This window comes from Micromonospora phytophila (assembly GCF_023656545.1).
GTDB lineage: Bacteria > Actinomycetota > Actinomycetes > Mycobacteriales > Micromonosporaceae > Micromonospora > Micromonospora phytophila.
The window spans coordinates 18,283-39,459 of sequence record NZ_JAMOKF010000001.1 but is presented as its reverse complement, the minus strand read 5'-3'; the positions used below and the strand labels follow the sequence as shown (position 1 = coordinate 39,459).

Below are 21,177 nucleotides of genomic sequence, written 5' to 3'. Positions count from 1 at the left end.
GGCAGTGGGCCCTCACGGGGGTTGACGGGACGCGTGCCGTGTCCGCGTCATCCGTACAGCTCTTTCTTGATCTCGCGCTTGAGGAGCTTGCCGGTCGGGCCCTTCGGCAGTTCCTCGACGATGCGGACCTGCCGGGGGTACTTGTACGCCGCCAGCTGCTCCTTGCAGTAGGCGACCAGGTCGTCGGGCGTCACCTCGGCGTCGGGCTTGACGCTGAGCACCGCCACGACCTCCTCGCCGAGTTTGTCGTCGGGACGCCCGATCACCGCGGCCTCGGCGACCGCCGGGTGGGCGTACAGGACCTCCTCGACCTCACGGGGGTAGACGTTGTAGCCACCGCGGATGATCAGGTCCTTTTTGCGGTCGACGATGAAGAGGTAACCGTCCTCGTCGGCGTACGCCAGGTCTCCGGTGTGGAACCAGCCGCCGCGGAACGCCCCCGCGGTCGCCTCGGGGTTCTGGTAGTAGCCCTTCATGACGTTGTGTCCGCGCACGACGATCTCGCCGACGTGCTCGGGCCCGGGCGGCAGCGGCCGGTCGAGATCGTCGACGATGCGGGTCTCCACGCCCCAGATCGGCTTGCCGATGGAGAGCACCTTGCGCTGCTCGGCGCTGATGTTGAAGGTCGTCGTGCTGGCCGTCTCGGAGAGGCCGTAGCCCTCGAGGATCACCACTCCGGGGAACTTCTCCTCGAAGGCCCGGACGACCTCGCCGGGGATCGCCGCGCCGCCGGAGACACCGACCCGCAGCGACGAGAGGTCCCGGCCGGTGAGGTCGGCCTGCAGCAGCGCGAAGTACATGGTGGGAACCCCGGCGAAGATCGTGCAGCGGTGCCGCTCGATGGCGTCGACCACCGGCTCGACCTCGAAGCGGGGCACGAGCACGATGGTCCCGCCGTACCGGACCGAGACGTTGAGCACGCTGGAGAGCCCGAACACGTGGAACAGCGGCAGGACGGCCACGCCGATGTCGTCCTCGGCGAAGCCGAACAGCTCGCCGCCGACGGTGCAGTTCATGTAGAGCTGGAAGTGGGTCAGCTCGGCGCCCTTGGGCTGGCCGGTCGTGCCGCTGGTGTAGAGCAGCACGGCGGTGTCGTCGGACTGGGTCGGCTCGATGTCACCGGTGTCCTCGGCGCGGAAGAGCTCGTCGTACGATCGGGTCCCCTCGGGCCGCCGGTCGCTGCCCGGCAGGTTCACCACGTACGTCGTCACGCCCTCGACCTCGGCGGCTGCCTTGGCCGCCTCCTCGGCGAAGAGTTCGAAGGTGACGAACACCTTCGTGTCGGAGTCCGCCAGGTGGTAGGCCACCTCGCCGGCGCGCAGCAGCGGGTTCAGCGGGACCATCACCAGCCCGGCCTTGAGGATGCCGAAGTACGTGAAGAGGAACTGCGGCAGGTTGGGCAGTTGCACCGCCACCTTGTCGCCGCGGCGCAGGCCGAGCCGCAGCAGGCTGGCCGCCACCCGCCCGGAGAGTTCGTCGACCTGGGCGTAGCTGAAGGTCAGGTCGTTGACGTGGCAGAGCGGCTTGTCCGGGTGCTCCCGGCGGGGCTCCCGGAGGATGGTGGCGAGGTTGAAGCTCATGCTGCTCCTCCTGTGGCGGCGAGTCGCGGTACATCGGGCGACGTGAGAGCCGGTCGACGCCCCGCGCCCGTGGACATCACGGAATGACGAGGCTCCCCCGGGCTCCTCACGTTCACTCGGTCACGTTCACTGGACGCCGTACCGACCAGTCGGTATGTTCTGCGTCCGGCGACGGTAGCGAGCCGCCGGCATGTGCGTCAATGGGCAGACAGGTGTGGGACCTCGAACCGAACCCGCGAGGTGGAGTACCTGCATCGGCCGCGGGACTCTCGGGACAGCCAGGCGATCCGGTCGGCCCGCGCGATGAGGCGAGCCGACGGGAGTGTGCGACGTGAGCGGTGACGAGCCGTCCACCGGGGAGGTTCCCACGGGCGGAGACCCGGTCCCGGCCGAGCTGGCCGAGGTGCTGGAGCGCCGGGCCGGGCTGCTCGACCCGGCCCGCGCCGACGCGACGGCGAGACGACACGCGGCGGGGCGGCGCACCGTACGGGAGAACCTCGCCGACCTGCTCGACGAGGGCACCTGGCTGGAGTACGGCGGCCTGGCCGTGGCGGCGCAGCGCTCCCGCCGGCCGCTCGCGGAACTCACCGAGGCGACCCCCGCCGACGGCGTGATCGTCGGGGTCGGCCGGGTCGGCGGTGCCCGCGTCGGCGCGGTCGCGTACGACTACACCGTGCTCGCCGGCACCCAGGGGCTGACCGGTCACCGCAAGACCGACCGGCTCTTCGAGATCGCCGCGCGGGAGGACTTGCCCGTCGTCATCTTCACCGAAGGTGGCGGCGGCCGCCCCAGCGACACCGACCATCCGACCGTGGCGGGCCTGGAGCTGACGACCTTCGCGTCGCTGGCTCGGCTGCGCTCGCTGCGGGTCGGGATCGCGGCCGGCTTCTGCTTCGCCGGCAACGCGGCGCTGCTGGGCACGTGCGACGTCACCATCGGCGTCGCGGGCGCCAGCATCGGCATGGGCGGACCGGCGATGGTGGAGGCGGCCGGGCTGGGCACGGTCGCACCGCAGGACGTCGGCCCGCTCGAGGTGCACCTGGCCAGCGGCGCCGTGGACATCCGCGCGGCGGACGACGCCGACGCCGTGCGCCTGGCCCGGCTAGTGCTCGGCTACGCGAACCGGCAACCGGTGAACGGAAGCCACGAGGACCAGCGCCGCCTGCGCCGCGTCATGCCGGAGAACCGGCGCCGCGCCTACGACGTACGCGGGGTCATGCGCCTGCTGTTCGACGTGGATTCGATGCTCGAACTCCGGGAGCGGCACGGTCGGTCCCTGGTGACCGCATTCGCCCGCCTCGACGGGCATCCGATCGGCGTGATCGCCAACAACCCGCTGCACCGGGCCGGCGCGATCGACGCCACCGCCGCCGGCAAGGCGACCCATTTCCTGCGGCTCTGCGACCGCCTCGGCCTGCCCCTGGTGAGCCTCTGTGACACCCCGGGGATCATGGTGGGTCCGGACGCGGAGCGAACCGGGCTGGTGCGGGCGGTCGGGGAACTCTTCACTGCCGGCGCGTCGCTGCGCACCCCACTGGTGACGGTGGTGCTGCGTAAGGCGTACGGCCTCGGCGCCATGGCGATGGCCGGCGGAAGCTTCCACGAGTCCCGCCTCACCCTCGCCTGGCCGACCGCCGAGGTCGGCGCGATGGGTCTGGAGGGGGCGGTGCGGCTGGCGCACCGCCGGGAGCTGGCGGCCATCGCCGACGACGCCGAGCGCCAGCGCCGGTACGACGAGCTGGTGGCGCTCGCCTACGCCCGCGGCAAGGCGCTCTCCGCCGCCGCGAGCTTCGAACTCGACGACGTGGTCGACCCCGCGGACACCCGGACGAAGCTCCTCGCCGCGCTCTTCTGAGGTCTTCCGCCACAGCGACGAGGTCGAGGCCGCGGCTCGACCCGGCTCACGAACCGACCGGCGTGTCCGTCGGCCGTCACGGCGAGCTACGAATCTGTGCCTGCGTGGCATGCCCCGGAAACGCCGTACCGTGCCGCCATGCAGTAACGCCTCCGGCTGTCACCTGGCGACCACCGGTCAGCGGGCCGGTTCGGGACGCAGCGAGGCCAGGAGCAGGTCGGCGAAGTGGTCGCCGACCTGCTCCGGGGTGAGCCGGCCGTCGCTGCGGAACCACGCGCCGAGGTGGTGCACCGCGCCGAAGAAGTAGTCCACCACCAGCTCGGCCGGCACGTCGGGACGGAACGTTCCGGCGCGCTGCCCCTTCTCGACCAGCGAGCGGAAGCGCTCGTGATACTCGCGGCGGGCCGCCCGCACCGCGCGCTGGCGGTCGGCGGTGAGCAGGTGCATCGACTGCAGGAAGATGGTGGCGTCGTCGAGGTTGGCGATCGCGGTGACCACCACGTCGGCGGCGGCGGCGTGCAGGCGCCGCGCCACCGGCTGCGGGCTGGCCATGATGGTCTCCAGGCGTTCGCGCTGCATGCGCAGCAGCCGCTGGTAGATCTCCTGGAGCAGGTCGTCCTTGGCGGCGAAGTAGTGGTACATCGCGCCCTTCGTGACCCCGGCCGCCTCGACGATCTCCTGGACCGAGGTCTTCTCGAAGCCCTTCTCCGCGAACAGCCGGGTGGCGACCGCCAGCAGCCGCTGCGGCAGTGCCTCGCCGCCGACCGTACGACTCACCGTCGCCCTTCCCTTCCGGGCCGCCGGCCGGCCCGGTGGGCAAGCGTACGCGCGTCAGGCGGGCTCGACACGTACCGGGATGCCGTTGAGCACGACGTTGCCCGACAGCGGGTCGACGGCCGTCTCGTCGGTGAGCACATTGCTGTTGACGCCGGCGTGCGCGCGGGCCACCGACTGGCGGGTGCCCGGGACGTCGTGTCCCCACCCGTGCGGCATGCTGACCACGCCCGGCATGGTGTCGGCGGTCAGCTCGACGGGGACGACGACCGACCCGACCCGGGAGGAGACCCGCGCGGCGTCCCCGGGGGCGAGCCCGAGTCTGGTCGCGTCCTCTGGGTGCACCTGCAGGGTGCAGCGGTCGCGCCCCTTCACCAGCGCGGGCACGTTGTGCATCCAGCTGTTGTTCGACCGCAGGTGCCGGCGGCCGACGAGGACGAATCCGTCCGGTGGCGCGTCGCGCGCCTCGCGGAGCCGGGCCACGTCGGCGGCGATCGGCGGCGGGCAGAGCTCGATGGTCCCGCTCGCCGTGCGCAGCACCTCCGGCAGCCGCGGTTGCAGCGGTCCGAGGTCGACGCCGTGCGGGTGCTCGAGGAGCCGGGTCAGGGACAGGCCGTCCGGTCGCGCTCCGAACTGGTCGCCGTAGGCGCCGAGCCGCAGCCGCGCGTCGAGCAGGCGCTCGGCCGGCCGGTCCCCGGCGACCAGGGCGCGTAGCTGTGCCACCGGCCGGCCCAGCGTCTCGGCCGCGTCGGCGAGCGTCTGGCCGAGCAGGTGCTCGTGCAGTTCCGCCGGGTCGGCACCGGCGCCCCGTCCGGCGGCGATCAGGGTGAGCCGGGCGAGGATGTCGCACTCGTCGAGGCTGTCGGGTTCCGGCGGCAGGGCGGGAGGCGAGTAGCTGGCGACGTTGCGAACGGCCAGGGTGAGGAACGCGAAGTCGTAGTGGCCGGTGCGGGCGGCATCGGACGGCGGCAGGACCACGTCGGCGTGCCGGGTGGTCTCGTTCAGGTACGGGTCGACGCTGACCATGAAATCGAGCGAGGCGAGGGCGCCGTCCAGCCGCCGGCTGTTGGCGGTGGAGAGAACGGGGTTGCCGGCGATGGTGATCAACGCCCGGACCTGACCCTCCCCCGGTGTCTCGATCTCGTCGGCGAGCGTGGCGACCGGGAGTTCGCTCTTGACCTCCGGCAGGCGGCGCACCCGGCTGGTCCAACGTCCGGTGCGGAAGCCCTTGCCGGGCCCGGCGGCGCGGGTGCGCTGGTGGGCGGCGAGGGGGAACATCGCCCCGCCCGGCCGGTCGAGGTTACCGGTGAGCACGTTGACCACGTCGACCAGCCAGCTGGTCAGCGTGCCGAACGCGACGGTGCAGGTGCCGATGCGGCCGTAGACGGCGGCCGCGGAAGCGGCGGCAAGCTCGTGGGCGAGTTGGCGGATGCGCGGCGCGGACACCGCGCACCGGTCGGCCACCCGCTCGGGGGTGAACGCCGCGGCCAGGTCCCGGACGTCGTCGAGGCCGGTGACATACTCCGCCAGCCGGCCGAGCCGTACGAGGTCCTCCTCGAAGAGGGTGTGCACGACGGCGAAGAGCAGCAGCGCGTCGGTGCCGGGCCGGATGGGTAGGTGCTCGTCGGCGGCGGTGGCCGTGCGGGTGCGCCGGGGGTCGACGACGACGAACCGACCGCCGCGGGCCTGCAACGCCCGCAGCCGGCCGGGAAAGTCGGGGGCGGTGCAGAGGCTGCCGTTGGACTCGAAGGGGTTGGCGCCAAGCAGCACGAGCAGGTCGGTGCGGTCGAGGTCGGGCACCGGGATGGCGTTCGGGTCGCCGTAGAGATAACCCGAGGAGACATGCTTGGGCATCTGGTCGACGGTGCTGGCGGAGTAGACGTTGCGGGTGCCGAGCGCCCGGACGAGGGGACCGACATGGAGTCCGCCGGCCATGGTGTGCACGTTGGGGTTGCCGAGGTAGACGGCGACGGCGTCCCGGCCGCCCGACCGGGCGGCGGCGAGTCCGGCCTCGACGGCGGCGAACGCCTCGTCCCAGCCGACCTCCCGCAGCGTGCCGTCAACGCGCAGCAGCGGCCGGCGCAGGCGGTCCGGGTCGGCGAGGAGCTGCGGGAACGCGGCTCCCTTCGGGCAGACGAAGCCGTGGCTGAAGACGTGGTCGCGGTCGCCGCGTGCGTGGGTGACCCGATCACCGGTGATGGTCAGGGTCAGGCCGCAGGTGGCCTCGCAGAGCGGACAGGTACGGTACGCGGTGCGCGTCGCGGTCGTCGCCGCCATCGCAGGCCCCTTCCGGTGGGATACCGACTGGTCGGTATGGTGGCACGCCCGGCGGGTGGGTGTCACCCCCCGAGCGCTTCCCCGAGCGGGTGCGGCGCACGCCGCCGGAGCCTTGCCTGTCGGCCTCACCCAATCGCTTGCTGGCGTTCACCTCACGCGGTTGCGAACACCGATGGCAACGAGGGATCGGGTCAGTTCACCCGGTGCCGGCGGCCTCGTCGATGCGCCGACGAAGGCGGCCCATGGCATGGAGCCACCGGTCGGTCTGGGTCGCTCGAAAGGCGTAGTGGTCCTGCACCTCGGGGTGGGGCAGGATGAGGAATCGCCCGTCCGCGAGTCCCGCCATGACCACGTCGGCGACCTGCTCCGGCTCCAGGACCTCGCCGGCGAGGACCGCCTTGGCGGCCGGGTCGGTACGCTCGTACATCTCTGTGCGCACCCCCAGCGGGCAGATGACTTGGACCGTCACTCCCTTGTCGCCGTAGCTGGCCGAAAGCCACTCGGCAAAGGCCAACGCGCCGTGCTTGGTCACCGAGTACGACGCGGACTCGAGGTGTGTGAGCAGACCGGCGGCGGACACGGTGGCCAGCAGGTGCCCCCGCCCCCGCGCCAGCCAGGGCCCGAGCAGGTGTCGAACCGCCCGCACGTGCCCCATGACGTTCACCTGCCACACCCGGTCCCACGTCTCGTCCGGGGTGTGCACTCCGCCGCCCGGCTCGATCCCGGCGTTCGCGCAGAACAGGTCGATCTCGCCGAGATGGGCCCGGGCGGCCGTCACCAGCGCGGCCACGCTCTCCTCGGCGCTGGCGTCGCCGGCCACGGAAATGCCCCCGACCTCCTTGGCGACCCTCGCGGCAGCCTCGGCGTCCAGGTCATTGACCACGACCCTGGCCCCCGCAGTGGCGAATCGGCGGGCGAGCGCCGCGCCGATTCCCGATCCGGCTCCGGTAACGACGACACCGGCATCGCTCAGTTCCATGACTGGCATCCCTTACGCGTCCGCGACCTGGAGCACCAGCTTGCCGAGGTTCTCACCGCGGAACAGCCGGAGCAACGTCTCGGGAAACGCGCTCACCCCTCCGGGAACCACGTCCTCCATCGACCGCAGCTGTCCGGCCGCCAACCACTCGGCCAGCTTCGCGACGGCCTCGGAGTACCGGTCGGCGTAGTCGAAAACGACCATCCCCGTCATGGAGGCGCGGCTTACAAGCAGCGACATGTAGTTGCTCGGGCCCTTGACCGGCTCGGTGTTGTTGTATTGGGAGATGGCACCGCAGATGACGATTCGCGCACCTCGGGCCAGCCGGGTCAGCACCGCGTCGAGGATGTCGCCGCCGACGTTGTCGAAGAACACGTCCACCCCGTCCGGGGCGTGCTGGCGTAGGGCCTTCTGCACATCCTCGGACCGATAGTCGATCGCCGCATCGAACCCGAACTCGTCCACCACCAGTCGGCACTTGTGTTCGCCGCCGGCAATGCCGATGACCCGACAGCCCAGGAGCTTGGCGATCTGGCCGACCACACTGCCGACCGCGCCCGCCGCTGCGGAGACCACGACGGTCTGCCCAGGCTGCGGGCGGCCGACGTCGAGCAGGCCGAAGTAGGCCGTGATTCCGGTCATGCCGAGGGCGCCGAGATAGACCGGCAGCGGTGCGAGCGCAGGGTCCACGATGGTGACGTCGCGCCCGTCCGACACGCAATACTCCTGGACGCCGAACGCGCCGGACACGTGGTCGCCGACCGCGAACCCGGGGTGCCGCGAGGAAATGACCCGGCCCACCGCACCGGCGCGCATCACCTCGCCGATCTCCACCGGCCGAATGTACGACCTGGCCGCGTTCATCCAGCCGCGCATCGCCGGGTCGAGTGAGAGGTACAGCACCTGCACGAGGAACTCATCCTCGCCCGGCTCGTCGACCGGCACCTCGAGCAGCTCCCAGTCGGTTGACCGGGGCAGCCCCATGGGACGCGCAGCCAGGAGCAGTTGACGGTTGATGCGCTTCATCTCGGCGGTCCCTCGATTGTCACGGTTGACGGAAACCTGAATGTGCACAGCGACAAGCCCGTACCGCAGATCGACGTGGCCACCCGTGGGCTAGGCGTACCGACCGGTCGGTATGTCATGTCAAGCTACGTTCGGACCCCAACGGAAGCAAGCGCCGTCCGAGGCCGGGACGTCGTCCACGGGTGAGATCTACATCTCGTCGCCGGGCTGAAGCGCCACGCATCGTCACGTCCTACTCATCCGGTTCCCAGGCTATGAGCAGGTCGAAGAGACGTCGGTCGCCGTCGAGCTTCAGGGAGTCCACCGGAACACGGCCGTAGAAGGCCAGGACCAGCTCACTGGCCGTGCCTCGGGCGGAGGCGTCGGCCGCGTCCTCGACGGCAGCGGTGGCGGGCATTGTGCCGGGTGTGGGCAGGCGGGCGGCCCGTGCGCCGTCGGCGGAGAGCCAGTTGCGCCAGGAGCGGCCCTCGGTGGCGTGGTAATCGACGGCAGCGGGCTCGTGCGGCCAGGCGGCCGTCGTTGTGCAGCAGGTGGACAGGAACTCCTCGACACCGTCGAGTGCGACCTGGTCCGGCAGCGGCTGCGGGGCGCCCAGGGTGACCTGGGCGTCGTAGGTGTGCACCGCGATCTCCTGGAGCTGGTGTCGGGCGACGGCACCGCAGGTCCGCGGCGACTGCGACGTACCCCACCACGTCCAACAACCGCGATCCGGGCCGGCCTCCCGCAATGCGTGCAGTAGCTGCTGCGTCGATGCGGCCAACCAGGCCAGCAGGGCCTCGCGCTCCCGAGGCGCAGCCGGGCCCTCCGATGCGGACCTGGCCGAGGCGGTAGGCCCTGCGGCGACGGTGGCGGCCCAGGAGCGGCGCCCCTCGCCCAGGTGCTGCACCAGATCGAACAGCGTCCACTCGGGGCAGGTCGGAACCTGCACGTCGAGGCTGGGCGCGGAGGCGACCGCGGCGCGGAAGGCGGTCGACCGTTGGTCGATCAGCCGCAGCAGAACGGGGAACTCCAGAGTCTCTTCCACTCAGGCTGTCTATCACCGTCTCCGACAACCGGACAGCAAGTTTCGCAGCCGACACGGCGGGCGCGCGGCCGGGCCGCACGCCCTCGGGTGACGCGGTGTCCTCATTCTGAAACGACCAGTTTGGCGACAACAAGGACCTTTGCGCCGCCCCCAGCCGAGCAGGGCCGCGTGTGAGCGCGGCAAGGACGTGACCCCTCAGGAGGCGCCGAAGAGGTCGCCGAGCGGCAAGCCCCGTCAAGCCGTTGCGCGCAAGATCGGTGATCCGGTGCGAATAGCGGGGGTGACACATCGTGGGATGTTGATTACAGGGGGTGTCGCGCAGGGGGGTGGTGTGGCTACCGTGACCACGGCATCGATTCATGTACCTAGATCATTCGGTCAGGAGTGACGATGACGACGACCCCCGCCGTGGATCTTCCGTTCCTCGACATCACCGCGCAGGACTTTCGGTTCGACTCCCCCGCGGTCGCCGCGGCACGCGAGGCGAACTGGTGTGCCACGACGCCGATGGGACTCATCGTGCTGCGCCATGCCGAGATGCACCAACTGCTCCGCGACCCACGGCTGGCGCAGAGCGGCGAGCGCTACCTGGAGCTGATGGGCATTTCCGACGGACCGCTGTACGACTGGTTCGTGCCGATGATCCTGCACCAGCGAGGCGCTGACCATCTGCGCCTGCGGCGACTGGTCAGCAAGGCATTCTCGCCACGGATGATCGAGGGCCTGCGGCCATTCATGCGTGACACCGCGACGAGTCTGACCGCGGCGATCGCCCAGCGGGGCGAGTGCGAGTTCATGGCAGATTTCGCCGACCCGATGCCGGTGCGGGTGATGTGCGCGCTGCTCGGCGTCCCACCAACCGACTACGAGTTGTTCCGCCGCTGGTCGACAGATGTCGGACTGGTCTACAGCTTCACCCTGCCGCAGCTGCGTACGCGGGTGGAGGACGCCGTCGTGGGGCTGCGGGCGTACGTCGACTCACTGATCGAGCAGCGCCGCGCCGAGCCGCGGGACGACCTCCTGTCGGCGCTCATCGCCGCCGAGGAGAGCGGGGACCGGCTCGGCACCGAAGAACTGCGCAACCTCGCCCTGACCCTCGTGTTCGCCGCGCACGACACCACCCGTAACCAGCTCGGTCAGGCGCTGGCGACGTTCAGCGAGTACCCCGACCAGTGGCGGCTGCTCGCAGAGCGCCCGGAGCTCGCGCCACAGGCCGTGGAGGAGGTCATGCGATGGGCGCCGGCGGTACCGACGATCTTCCGGTTCCCCGCCGAGGACCTCGACCTGCACGGTGTCCACGTCCCGGCAGGCACCTTCCTGCTGCTCGGCACGCACGCCGCCAGCCGCGACCCGCGCGCCGTCGACGACGGCGACCGTTTCGACATCACGATCCACCGGCAGGTGCCGCACCTGACCTTCGGCGGTGGAGCGCACTACTGCATCGGGGCACCGACCGCCCGCGTCGAGATGGCCGAGTCGCTGATCGCGCTCAGCAGCCAACTGGCGCCGCCGTCGATAGCCGGCCCCGGGACCTGGCGTCCGCCCACCGCCATCCACGGACCCGAGAGCCTGCCGCTTCACTTCCGGCGGCGTTGAGCATGCGCCGCGCCTGGATCGTGGGCGGCACGGCCGTCGCGCTGCTCGGTGCCGCCACCATCGCGGCGGCGCGGGCGGCGCGGGCGGCGGTCGCCAGGATCGAACGCAACCCGGACCCCTTGCCGTATGACCGGCTCGCTCGGGAGCCGCAGGGCGAGGCGGTGCTCGTCCCGCGTCCGGACGGAACGGTGCTGCGCGCGATCGTGGCCGGGGACGGCCCGCCGGTGGTGCTCGCGCACGGATATGGGGCCTCGCTGTTGGAGTGGAACGTGGTGTGGGACACCCTGGTCGCCCGCGGTCACCGGGTCATCGCCTTCGACCAGCGCGGCCACGAGCGCTCGACGCTTGGTTCCGCCGGTACCGGCTCGAAACCCATGGCGGCGGACTACGCCGCCATTCTGGAGCACTTCGACGTGCGTGACGCCGTGCTGGTCGGCCACTCCATGGGCGGGTTCATCGCGATCCGTGCCGTGCTCGACCACCCCGAGCTGGCCCGGCGCCTGCGCGGCCTGGTGCTGTTCGCTACCTGGGCGGGCCGCATCCTCGACCAGGCACCGCAGAATCGGCTGCAGATTCCGCTGCTGGAAACCGGTGTCCTGCAGCGGCTCGCGCGTACTCGTACCGGCGGTGTGCTGTTCGGAGCCGCGCAGTGCGGCACCCGGCCGTCGCCGGCCATGATCTCCGTATTCCGGGACGTCTTCGTCCGTCAGAGCCACCAGCCGCTCATCCCGATCGTGCGGGCCTTCAGCCGGGAGGACCATTACCCCCGGCTGAGCGAGGTCACCGTACCGACCGTCGTCGTGGTGGGCTCGGCGGACCGCACGACGCCCCCGAGCCACTCACACCGGCTCTCCGCCGGTGTGCCCGGAGCGCGGCTGGTGACCGTGCCCGACGCCGGACACCTGCTCAACTGGGAGGCACCCGACGTCCTCGTCGAGGTCATCGCGTCACTTCAGCAGTGACCACCAGCCCGGCTGACCGCCGCGCGGGGCATCACGGCGTGGAGCCGACCTGGTCGAGGACCGGCGCAGGTGCTGTCGTGGCTGATCGGCTCCTTGCCGGAGTCTGCGGTTCCAACAGCCTGGCCGACGCTGGGCCAGGTCCCTGAGTCGCCGGTGCTCTGCGTGCTGCAGCACGCAGAGCACCGGTACGAGTCCGAGTCTCAGCAGCGGAAGGTAGCGCGGGGCCGGAACGATCCTCCCGCGCCAGCGCGGCGGTCGCCGTGTCGGCTCCGCCCTCACCGCCGACGTGGCGTCGCCGGCGTCGAAGCCTTCACCGGTGTGGTCGGTGTTGATCGCCGCGGTGGTCGTTCGCCCGAGCGCCCGTCAACTGGGCAGGACGGGCAACTGGTAGCGGCCATCGGTCGCCTGCCGGGCGGTGGTGGCCGTGGCGGGGGCCTGTCTCACGGGGTGGCGAAACGCCATGGGATTCCTTTCAAGAAGAGGACCAGGGGGAAGGGTTTGAACGCCGGGACGTGGAGGCCTTGTTGCACCCGTGCAGGCAACGAGAGGCATTGGCGGCCCTGTGAGGCGTACGGCCTGGGAGAGCCGTCCCGACGTTGGCTCGCCTTCTACTTGAGGTGGAAGACGTGGACCATGTGTGGTGTGTCGGCGAGGGTATGTGGCGCGAGTGCGTGGTAGGCCCAGACGTGGACCCAGGCGTTGCCGGTTCGCACGGTGAGCACGGTCTTGAACATTCCCGGCGCGAAGTACGTCAGCAGCAGGAAGACGATCGACAGGGCGGCCGGACCACTCAGCTCGAGCGGACGAAGCACGGACCGACGTCCGCTGTCGACGCGTCGGTCCCGGACATCCATCCTCCGGTCCCCGTCACCGCCGCCGCGGTCCCGGACTCCAGGATCGCAGTCCCCGCCGTCACGGACCAACCGTCGGCGGTCCCGGACCGCCGGGACACCGAGGCCCCCACAAACGAGGACGGTCCGGAAGTCGCCGCGCTGGTGCCGGCCGCCCGGACCGCCGCCCGCACCCTCACCGCCGAGGGGACACCGCTGTCCCGCAAGGCCCTCGCTCACCAGCTACGCGCGGATGGGCACCAGCTGTCCAACGCCACCGCCTCCGCGCTCGTGCGCGCCCTGCGAGCCGAGACCACCCCGCCCGCACCGGATCTGTCACCGCCGGAGGCCGCGTGACAGAACTTCGACCCACGGCTTCTGTCAGATCGAGCCGCCGCTGTCAGACCCGCGTCTCCCCTGAGGCGCGGCAGCTGACACAACCGGACCAGACCTGTCAGCGCGTTCCCGCCGCAGCGGTCGGCGCGCACCGCACACCCACCCACATATTGGAGCAACAACGATGACGCTTGGAGCAACAACGATGACGACCCAACCCGACGACCTCCACCGGCGTCGCCGACCGGACGCACGCAAACTCTCACGGCACCGTCGCCCGGCAACCGTTGTGCCCGGCGGTTCAGCAGTCAGTGCCGATCTCCGTTCTACCGTCCGTCTTGATGCTGACCCCCAACCTGACCCCCCACAGCCGCTCACAGCCCAGGTCAGCCCCGCTGTCAGCGGTGCGAGGCCGCTCCAGACAGACCCTCCAGTCTCGGGTCTCCCCCCAGGGGCTTCTGCCCATGGGTAAACACCTACCGACCGCGGACCCGCTGCTGCGCCTGCAGGCCAGCATCACCGCCCTTGACGACCGGCTGCTGGGCTGGCTCTACGACCACGGCGTGTTCACCACCGACCAGATCGCCGTCGCCCTGTTCCCATCGCTGGACTTCACCCAACGCCGGCTACGCCGCCTCACCGCCCTGCGGGCGGTGGACCGGTTCCGGCCGAACAAGGCTGACGGCGGCTCCCATCCCTACCACTACTCCTGGACCAACTCGGCTACGACCACGTCCACGCCCAACGCGGACTTCCACGAGGCCGCCGGGACCAGGCCCGCCGCCGCAAACACTCCCTGACCAACCGACCGGACCTGCCGCACCTGCTCGGCGGCAACCAGGTCTTCATCGACCTCGCCGCCCACGCCCGCACCCACCCCGAGGGCGACCTGGTCCGCTGGCAGCCCGCGTCGGCCTACCACGAACCCGGCACCCTGTACCGCGAAGGCGGCGATCCGCACATCATCATCGCCGGAGCGACCGGCTTTCCCCGCCCGGACGGTGCCGGGGTGTGGACCGAACGCGGACGGTCGGTGCCGTTCCTCCTCGAGTACGACACGGGCCTGGAACACCTGCAGGTCCTTATCGACAAGGTCATCAAGTACGAGCGGCTGTACACCATGAGCACCTGGGCCTGGCCGGTGCTGTTCCACCTCCCCTCCGCACGAAGAGAGGCGAACCTGCACCACCGCCTCGCCGCCGTCCCCGACCTGACCACTGTCATCGCCACCACTACCGCCGAACTGCGCACCGCACTCGCCGCCAGCCCCGCCCACCAGGTCTGGCAACTGCCCGGCCGTACCGGCCGTCACCGTCTCATCGACCTGCCCTACACCGACACCCGCCACGACGACCAATACCCCACCCATCACCAGCCCACCCCGGAGGAGCGGGCCGCCTGATGAGGGGTAGCGGAACTCATGGCGCGTGCGGCGGCCTGAAGGTCGCACACGCCGCCGACCCCGCCCGCACGTGCCAACGCCGCCGGGGCGGTAGCCGTCGCCCGCCCATACGGGCGCGCACCGAGGCGACCGGAGCGGACTTCGCCTCGAACGGGAGCTGTCAGAGTCTGTCAGCCGCGCCGTGCGGCGCCCCGCGCCCGCCCACAGAGGCACGCCGCTGGGAGTCGCTGTGCGTGGCGAACACCTTCCTTCCGCGGTGTACCGTCCACGGCCCTCACCGCTCGTCGAGCCGCCGCCGACTCCGGCTGGCGGAATGCGGCGATCATTCCTCAGCGAGTCCCTACCAACGACAAGGAGATGCCCATGGCCCGAAACGTCGGCCTCACGCCACGAGCCGTCCTGGGAGGGACATGGCCACACGCCGTGACCAGACATCACGCGCGAACACACCACACCCGTCGCCGCCGACCCCGCCCACGCGGGCAGCCGGCGGCGAGGCCCCGACCGCACACCCCGACCCCGACCCCGACCGCGAGCCTGCCGTTCTGCCGGGGACGCTGTCGATGGCCCGCTACCTGACCGACCCCGACACCGAGACCGAGATCCAAGCACTGGCCGCCGAAGCCGGCCTCCCTACTGTCGACCAAGCCGCCACACTCGCCCGCCTACTCCGCCTGCATCAACCCGCACCGCCACGCGCCGCGTGACCTGCGCCCGCCCCGCCCTGGGGCGGGCGCAGCCGAGGCCGCCAGTCCCAACTCTCGCGGGTAGGACATCGTCGACAGCGGTAAAGCGAGAAGACCGACTGGCGTACGTCGCCCAGACGGAGATGTCACGCGGACCCGAGCACGTCTTCCGACTACCGGTAGAAATGCGCGAGCTGCTGCTCACGCCACAACAGCTCTGCTGTCCATCCTCGTCGCGGAGGGTCCACGCCGCCGTGCACGTTCAGCCGCCGCCCGCGTGGCGCCCGAATTTAGCTGCCGATCTGTCGCTCATACACGGCGCGGTGCTTTCCCGGCCCCTTGTAGTCGTAGATCACGGACACGCCTTGCTCGGTGGTGTCTCCTGAGCGGTTACTGAAGCCCAAGCCGAGCCATGCGCTGTGCGCGGCGTGGTTGTCAGGTTCCGAGGTGAGGAACAGGCGCCGGCATCCCCAGAGGGCCCCTTGGCGATGAACCTCTTCCACGAGCGCCCGCGTGACCCCTTGACGGCGGTGGCTGGGGTGCGTCATCACGTCTTGCAGGTAGATCTGTGATGGGTCGACCTGGCTTCGGAAGGCGATCACGCTGCCGGCGACCTGCCCGTCGATGATGGCGAGTGGGCAGGTGTTGGCGAACAGCGTGGCGTACAGCCAGTAGTCCGATGAGCCCCGCAGCCTGATGTACGGCTCTCCCAGCGCCAGCAGTTTCTCGAGGTCGGGAATCCGGTCGACCGTGAGCGGCGCGATGATCATGAGTGGTGTCCTTCGGTGAGTTCGATCGACGCGGCGAGGTCCCGGGCGGCGACGGCGGGATCCAGGGAGTCGGTGACTCCGCGACCGACGACGAGGATGTCCCATGAGCGTCGTCGGCTGGCTTCGACGTCGGTGGGTTCGAAGCCGCCGGAGACCGCGACCGGCAGCTTGGTCCACGACCTGATGAGTTGCGCCTGGTCGAGGGGGTGAAAGCCGGCCACGCCCAGGTCGATGTTCGTGGTGATGGCGAAGCCGTCGACTCCCGCGCGTTCCATGTCCTGGACCCAGCCCTGGATCAGCCTGCCCTCGGGCACGTCGATCATGATGGGGACGCCCAGGCGTCTGCTCGCTTCGGCCGCTGCGGACACGCTGGCGATGCTGGCGGGTCCGATGAGCAGTACGACGTCGGCGCCGGCTTCGGTCGCGAGGACCACCTGGTCGCGTCCCCAGTCTGCGGACATCATCTCGGCGACGATCCACGCACCAGTGGTTCGCTGCTTGATGGCACTGATGACTTGGACGCCGACGCTCTTGATGAGCGGATCGCCGATCTCGATGAATTGCACGCCAGCGCTGGCGGCGGCCTGGGCGACGGCGATGGCGTGGTCGATGTCGCGGATGTCGAGTGCGACTTGAAGGGCGCGTCCGCCTCGGAGGCGCCGGAAGGCCTCCTTGCTGATGCCTGCGGCTGCGCTCGTGGCGATGTCGTGTCGGTCGAGCAGGTTGGCTTCGGTGCGAACGAGCCAGTCGGTCGAGGCGACGCCCTGGCTGATCAGGGCGGACTGGACGTTCGTGGGTAGCCGCAGGGCGCCGGTGCGGATTTCTCGGAGCAGGCCGAACAGGGCGCTAAGAGAGGAATCCGCGTCCTGGAGCGGTTCCCTGCCGCACTTCAGTAGAAGCCGCTGCGCGGCGATTCGGACGTTTCGAGGGCCATCACGCCATGCTCCTTGGCCCCGGATGACCAGTTCGGCGGCCGAGTCGTCGTCTGCGACCTTGAAGGACAGCCCATGGAGGAGGCGTTCGCGGACGTGCCAGTTCCGGTCTTCGAGGAGAGTGGCGACCAGGTGTTCCAGGCCGGGTGCGGTCGACCGACCGACGGCGTCGGCGACGGTGGCGCGGACCTTGTAGTCGCGGTCCGCGGCCAATGACTCCATGATCGAGATCATCGTCTGATGTGGGATCGCGTGGCCCGCTCGGATGCTCTCGGCGAGGGCGGCGCGGGCTCGCCAGTCGGGGTGAGCCAGGAGTGCCTTCAGCTCCTGGGAACTGCCGTCGTCAGCGGCGAGGAAGACGTAGAAGTGTCGGGCGAGGAACACCGCGTCCTCTACGGTGTCGAGTTGCGCGAGACGGACGAAGTCCTGGACGGCCGCGATGGGCAGCTGCCTCTCGACGCACGCCACGATGTCGGACCAGACTGCCGGGCCGAAGCGGCGCAGCACCCGCAGCATCCATCGGGGGTACTCCGCGCCCAGCGCGGTAGCTGCTGCGTTGGTGTGCAGGAGGGCTCTGGCGAGCTGCAGGCCATTGTCGTGCAGACATCGAGAGGCGCACACGCGCAGCACCTCAGCCGTGGCGAAGGCTGGGCTTTCGCCGGTGAGTTCGAGCATCAGGGGCAACGTCTCGGTGATGCTGAGCGACGGCGACTGAGCGACGGCGGCCAGCAGCTCCGGTGACGTCGCGTCCAAACCCTGCAGTAGGAATTCCAGGACGCCTCGCAAGTCGCCTGATGTGCTCGTACGAGCGGCAAGGTCGTTGAGCAGCTCGATGGTGATCGTCGAGCGACCGTGAGACTCGATGAGCTGGGCGAGCCACCGTGCGAAGAGATACTCACGAATCACGTCGTGATGGAACGTCAGGCTGCCGGACAGGCCGGACCGCACGAGTCTCGCGATCGGGGAAGCGGTGAGGTCGCCGATATTCCCTGGCGGGTCGGCTTCGATCGCAGGAAGCAGATGGTGCGCCCATGCCGCAGCGAGCTGCCTTCGCGCGACTGCCGTCAGGTCCGCCGTCGCATGGTCGACGTCCAGGCCCGCTGCCCTCAAGATCGAGGCGACGCAGAATTCCACGAGCCGGTAGGCGTTGGGTTGCCCGAGCGGCTCAGTTGACCTGGCAGCCCGGATGAGGCTCATGTACAGCGGCAGGCGCGCCATGTTGCGAATCTTCGGAGGCAGGGCGTCGAAAGAAGGCTCGTCGGAACGCCGCTGCGCGTTCCACACCTCCCGGGCGGCGGGTTCAAGACCGGCTCCGCTTCCGGTGCTCAGGTGTTCTGGGGGAAGCCGAGGTTCACTCCACCGTGGGACGGGTCGAGCCATCGACTGGTGACCACCTTGGATCTGACGAAGAAGTTCACCCCCTCCGGCCCGTACGCGTGAGCGTCACCGAACAGTGAGTCCTTCCAGCCCCCGAAGGAGTAGTACGACACCGGGACCGGGATTGGGACGTTCACCCCGACCATGCCGACCTCGATCTCGTTCTGGTACCGCCGGGCGGCGCCGCCGTCGTTGGTGAAGATCGCCGTGCCGTTGCCGTACCGGTTGGCGTTGACCAGCTCGACGGCGGCGTCGTAGCTGGGCACCCGCAGCACCGAGAGCACCGGTCCGAAGATCTCGTCGGTGTAGATGGACATGTCGGTGCCGACCCGGTCGAAGAGGGTCGGCCCCAGCCAGAAGCCACCCTGCTCACCGTCGATCGGGTGGCTCCGCCCGTCGACCACCAGATGCGCCCCGGCGGACCGACCAGCGTCCAGGTATGACGTCACCCGGTCGCGGTGAGCACCGGTGACCAGCGGTCCCATCTCGCAGCCGGGGCGACGGCCGTCGCCGACATGTAGTGCGCTGATCCGCTCGCTGATCTTGCCGACCAGCTCGTCACCGACCGGGTCGACGGCCACGACGACGGAGATGGCCATGCAGCGTTCACCCGACGAGCCGAAGCCGGCCGAGACGGCCGCGTCGGCGGCGAGGTCGAGGTCGGCGTCGGGCAGTACGACCATGTGGTTCTTCGCGCCGCCGAGTGCCTGCACGCGCTTCCCGTGCTGGGTGCCCGTCTGATACACGTAGCGGGCGACCGGGGTGGAGCCGACGAACGAGATGGCCTTGACGTCGGGATGCTCGAGAATCCGGTCGACCGCCTCCTTGTCGCCGTGCACGACGTTGAGGACACCGTCCGGTAGCCCCGCCTCCGCGAACAGTTCCGCCAGGAAGTTCGCCGCGGACGGGTCCTTCTCGCTCGGCTTGAGCACCACCGCGTTGCCGCACCCGATCGCGTTCGGCACGAACCACAGCGGCACCATTGCCGGGAAGTTGAAGGGCGAGATCACCCCGACCACGCCGAGCGGCTGCCGGATGGAGTACACGTCCACCTGCGTCGAGGCGTTCTCGCTGAACCCGCCCTTCAGCAGTTGCGGGATCCCGCAGGCGAACTCGACGGCTTCCAGCCCGCGCTGGATCTCCCCCGCCGCGTCGGACAGCACCTTGCCGTGCTCGGCCGTGACGATCTCGGCGAGGTCGGACCGGCGGGCGTTGAGCAGCTCCCGGAATGAGAACATCACGCTCGTCCGCTGCGCGAGGGACGCCGTACGCCATCGGGAGAACGCCTCGCCGGCGGCGGCCACCGCCTCGTCGACGACCGAGGCGGTCGCGAAGTCGACCTGTCCGGAGACCTGGCCGGTGGCGGGGTCGTAGACGTCACCGGTGCGCCCGGCGACACCGTTCCACGGCTTGCCGCCGATCCGGTGCGTGGTCCTCATCGCTGCACCTCCTTGGCCACGGCCTCGATCGACTGGGTGAGGATCTCGAGTGCCTCCTCCGCCTCGGCCTGGGTCAGCGTCATCGGTGGCGCCAGGCGGATGACGTTGCCGTACAGGCCGCCCTTGCCGACCAGCAACCCACGCTCACGCGTTTCCTCCAGCAGCGCGGCGGCGGCCGCCGGGTTGGGTGCGCCGTCGGGTCCGACGAACTCCAGCGCGATCATCAGGCCCTTGCCGCGGACGTCGCCGACCACGGGATGCGCCGCAGCGACCGAGCGCAGACCGTCGAGCAGGTGGCTGCCCAGCTTCGCGGCATTGGCCTGCAGGTCGTGCTCCAGCAGGTAGTTCAGCGACGCCAGGGCGCCGGTGGTGGCGACCGGGTTGCCACCGAAGGTGGAGATCGAGTTGGCGCCCAGGCAGTCCATGAGGTCGCCACGTGCGACCACGCCCCCGATCGCGAGACCGTTGCCCAGACCCTTGGCGAAGGTGATCGCATCGGGCACGACGTCGTGCGCCTGGATACCCCAGAAGTGCTCGCCGGTACGGCCCCAGCCGGTCTGCACCTCGTCGGAGACGAGGAGGATGCCGTATTCGTCGAGCACCTTCTTGAACTCGCCGAACAACCCGTTCGGTGGGGTGGTGAAGCCACCGACCCCCTGGATCGGCTCGACGATCATGCAGGCGACATCTCCCGCAGTCGTCGTCTCGATGACCTCACGCAGGTCGGCGACGCAGGCCTTGATGTAGTCCGGGTCGGACAGATCCCGGAACGGGCTGCGGTAGCGGTAGCCGCCGTGCACCCAGCTCACCTTGATCGGGCTGAGCGCGCTGGCCGACCAGCCGCGGTTGCCGGTGATGGCGACGGTGGCGAAGGCGCGGCCGTGGTAGGAGTTGCGCAGCGCGAGCACCTGCTCACTGCGGCGGTACTGGGTGGCGAGCATCAGCGCCGTCTCGTTCGCCTCGGTGCCCGAGTTGGTGAAGAACACCTTGGCGTCCGGGATGCCGGACAGGGCCGCGATCTTCTCCGCGAGCTCGACCTGCGACGTGATCAGGTACAGCGTGGAGGAGTGCAGCACGCCGGTGTCGAGCTGCGAGCGCACCGCCTCGCTGATCTCGGCCACGTCGTAGCCGATCGCGTTGGTGAGGATGCCGGCGAAGAAGTCGAGGTAGGTCCGCCCCTCGCGATCGGTCACCCGCCGACCGTGGGCGCTGGCCATCTCGATCGGCTGCTCGTAGTACAGCGCCAGCCATCTCGGCATCACGGACCGGTGTCTGTCCAGCAGTTCGCGGTGCGCCATCGCGTCCTCCGTATCTCGTCCCTAGGGCGAGTGT

15 protein-coding genes and 1 pseudogene are annotated in these 21,177 nt (G+C 70.2%); 5 read left to right on the top strand and 11 right to left on the bottom strand.

Translation table 11 applies throughout. The features are described from left to right. Positions 1–47: 47 nt before the first annotated feature. Positions 48–1,580: a long-chain-fatty-acid--CoA ligase gene (locus tag NCC78_RS00185; RefSeq protein WP_250790956.1), complete on the bottom strand. Its 1,533-nt coding sequence runs from the start codon at positions 1,578–1,580 to the stop codon at positions 48–50. Positions 1,581–1,911: 331 nt separating this feature from the next. Here NCC78_RS00185 and NCC78_RS00180 point away from each other — a divergent pair, with 331 nt between their 5' ends. Beyond that, on the top strand, positions 1,912–3,435 hold the full coding sequence (locus NCC78_RS00180; protein WP_250790955.1) for an acyl-CoA carboxylase subunit beta: 1,524 nt from the start codon (positions 1,912–1,914) through the stop codon (positions 3,433–3,435). A gap of 177 nt (positions 3,436–3,612) precedes the next feature. Here NCC78_RS00180 and NCC78_RS31895 read toward each other — a convergent pair whose 3' ends face one another. The 5 genes from NCC78_RS31895 to NCC78_RS00150 all read right to left on the bottom strand — a co-directional run bounded on the left by NCC78_RS31895 (position 3,613) and on the right by NCC78_RS00150 (position 9,515). Then, a complete protein-coding gene (locus NCC78_RS31895) occupies positions 3,613–4,212 on the bottom strand; it encodes a TetR/AcrR family transcriptional regulator (RefSeq protein WP_284706188.1) in 600 nt (199 codons plus the stop codon). Between the two features lie 54 nt (positions 4,213–4,266). Beyond that, positions 4,267–6,486, bottom strand: a complete 2,220-nt coding sequence (locus tag NCC78_RS00165; protein ID WP_250790953.1) for a molybdopterin-dependent oxidoreductase — start codon at positions 6,484–6,486, stop codon at positions 4,267–4,269. 196 nt (positions 6,487–6,682) lie between these two features. Further along, positions 6,683–7,465 (bottom strand): SDR family oxidoreductase, encoded by a 783-nt coding sequence (locus NCC78_RS00160; protein WP_250790952.1) that lies wholly within the window; start codon positions 7,463–7,465, stop codon positions 6,683–6,685. A gap of 12 nt (positions 7,466–7,477) precedes the next feature. Continuing rightward, positions 7,478–8,491, bottom strand: coding sequence for an NADP-dependent oxidoreductase (locus NCC78_RS00155; protein WP_250790951.1), 1,014 nt, complete (start codon positions 8,489–8,491; stop codon positions 7,478–7,480). A 232-nt stretch (positions 8,492–8,723) separates the two neighbouring features. Further along, positions 8,724–9,515, bottom strand: a complete 792-nt coding sequence (locus NCC78_RS00150) for a maleylpyruvate isomerase family mycothiol-dependent enzyme (protein WP_250790950.1) — start codon at positions 9,513–9,515, stop codon at positions 8,724–8,726. A 390-nt stretch (positions 9,516–9,905) separates the two neighbouring features. On the opposite strand from NCC78_RS00150, the gene NCC78_RS00145 reads away from it, so the two are divergent. Together NCC78_RS00145 and NCC78_RS00140 are read left to right on the top strand one after the other, a co-directional pair. Next, positions 9,906–11,111 (top strand): cytochrome P450, encoded by a 1,206-nt coding sequence (locus tag NCC78_RS00145; RefSeq protein ID WP_250790949.1) that lies wholly within the window; start codon positions 9,906–9,908, stop codon positions 11,109–11,111. A gap of 2 nt (positions 11,112–11,113) precedes the next feature. Next, on the top strand, positions 11,114–12,073 hold the full coding sequence (locus tag NCC78_RS00140; RefSeq protein WP_250791004.1) for an alpha/beta fold hydrolase: 960 nt from the start codon (positions 11,114–11,116) through the stop codon (positions 12,071–12,073). A 608-nt stretch (positions 12,074–12,681) separates the two neighbouring features. Here NCC78_RS00140 and NCC78_RS00135 read toward each other — a convergent pair. Next, positions 12,682–12,885 carry a hypothetical protein gene (locus NCC78_RS00135; RefSeq protein ID WP_250791008.1) on the bottom strand — a complete coding sequence of 68 codons (204 nt, stop codon included), beginning with the start codon at positions 12,883–12,885 and terminating at the stop codon, positions 12,682–12,684. Positions 12,886–13,068: 183 nt separating this feature from the next. Here NCC78_RS00135 and NCC78_RS32300 point away from each other — a divergent pair, with 183 nt between their 5' ends. Further along, positions 13,069–13,260, top strand: a complete 192-nt coding sequence (locus NCC78_RS32300; protein WP_372495016.1) for a hypothetical protein — start codon at positions 13,069–13,071, stop codon at positions 13,258–13,260. A 443-nt stretch (positions 13,261–13,703) separates the two neighbouring features. Continuing rightward, positions 13,704–14,641 (top strand): annotated as a pseudogene (locus tag NCC78_RS00120) (replication-relaxation family protein). A gap of 976 nt (positions 14,642–15,617) precedes the next feature. On the opposite strand, the gene NCC78_RS00115 reads toward NCC78_RS00120, so the two are convergent. From NCC78_RS00115 to NCC78_RS00100, 4 genes are read right to left on the bottom strand one after another with little or no spacing between them, the layout of a single operon-like run. Continuing rightward, positions 15,618–16,097: a GNAT family N-acetyltransferase gene (locus tag NCC78_RS00115; RefSeq protein ID WP_250790946.1), complete on the bottom strand. Its 480-nt coding sequence runs from the start codon at positions 16,095–16,097 to the stop codon at positions 15,618–15,620. Beyond that, positions 16,094–18,313: an orotidine 5'-phosphate decarboxylase / HUMPS family protein gene (locus NCC78_RS00110; RefSeq protein ID WP_250790945.1), complete on the bottom strand. Its 2,220-nt coding sequence runs from the start codon at positions 18,311–18,313 to the stop codon at positions 16,094–16,096. Before NCC78_RS00110 ends, NCC78_RS00115 begins: the two co-directional genes overlap by 4 nt. Positions 18,314–18,354: 41 nt before the next feature. Next, positions 18,355–19,845, bottom strand: coding sequence for a CoA-acylating methylmalonate-semialdehyde dehydrogenase (locus NCC78_RS00105; RefSeq protein ID WP_250790944.1), 1,491 nt, complete (start codon positions 19,843–19,845; stop codon positions 18,355–18,357). Then, entirely contained in the window at positions 19,842–21,143 is a 1,302-nt protein-coding gene (locus tag NCC78_RS00100) for an aspartate aminotransferase family protein (RefSeq protein WP_250790942.1), read from the bottom strand. The genes NCC78_RS00105 and NCC78_RS00100 overlap by 4 nt, the downstream gene beginning before the upstream one ends. Positions 21,144–21,177 lie beyond the last annotated feature (34 nt).

Coding starts and splice junctions, on each gene's coding strand:
- NCC78_RS00140 (WP_250791004.1), top strand. CDS start 11,114: ATGCGCCGCGCCTGGATCGTGGGCGGCACGGCCGTCGCGCTGCTCGGT.
- NCC78_RS00155 (WP_250790951.1), bottom strand. CDS start 8,491: ATGAAGCGCATCAACCGTCAACTGCTCCTGGCTGCGCGTCCCATGGGG.
- NCC78_RS00145 (WP_250790949.1), top strand. CDS start 9,906: ATGACGACGACCCCCGCCGTGGATCTTCCGTTCCTCGACATCACCGCG.
- NCC78_RS00100 (WP_250790942.1), bottom strand. CDS start 21,143: ATGGCGCACCGCGAACTGCTGGACAGACACCGGTCCGTGATGCCGAGA.
- NCC78_RS00115 (WP_250790946.1), bottom strand. CDS start 16,097: ATGATCATCGCGCCGCTCACGGTCGACCGGATTCCCGACCTCGAGAAA.
- NCC78_RS00165 (WP_250790953.1), bottom strand. CDS start 6,486: ATGGCGGCGACGACCGCGACGCGCACCGCGTACCGTACCTGTCCGCTC.
- NCC78_RS00160 (WP_250790952.1), bottom strand. CDS start 7,465: ATGGAACTGAGCGATGCCGGTGTCGTCGTTACCGGAGCCGGATCGGGA.
- NCC78_RS00105 (WP_250790944.1), bottom strand. CDS start 19,845: ATGAGGACCACGCACCGGATCGGCGGCAAGCCGTGGAACGGTGTCGCC.
- NCC78_RS00185 (WP_250790956.1), bottom strand. CDS start 1,580: ATGAGCTTCAACCTCGCCACCATCCTCCGGGAGCCCCGCCGGGAGCAC.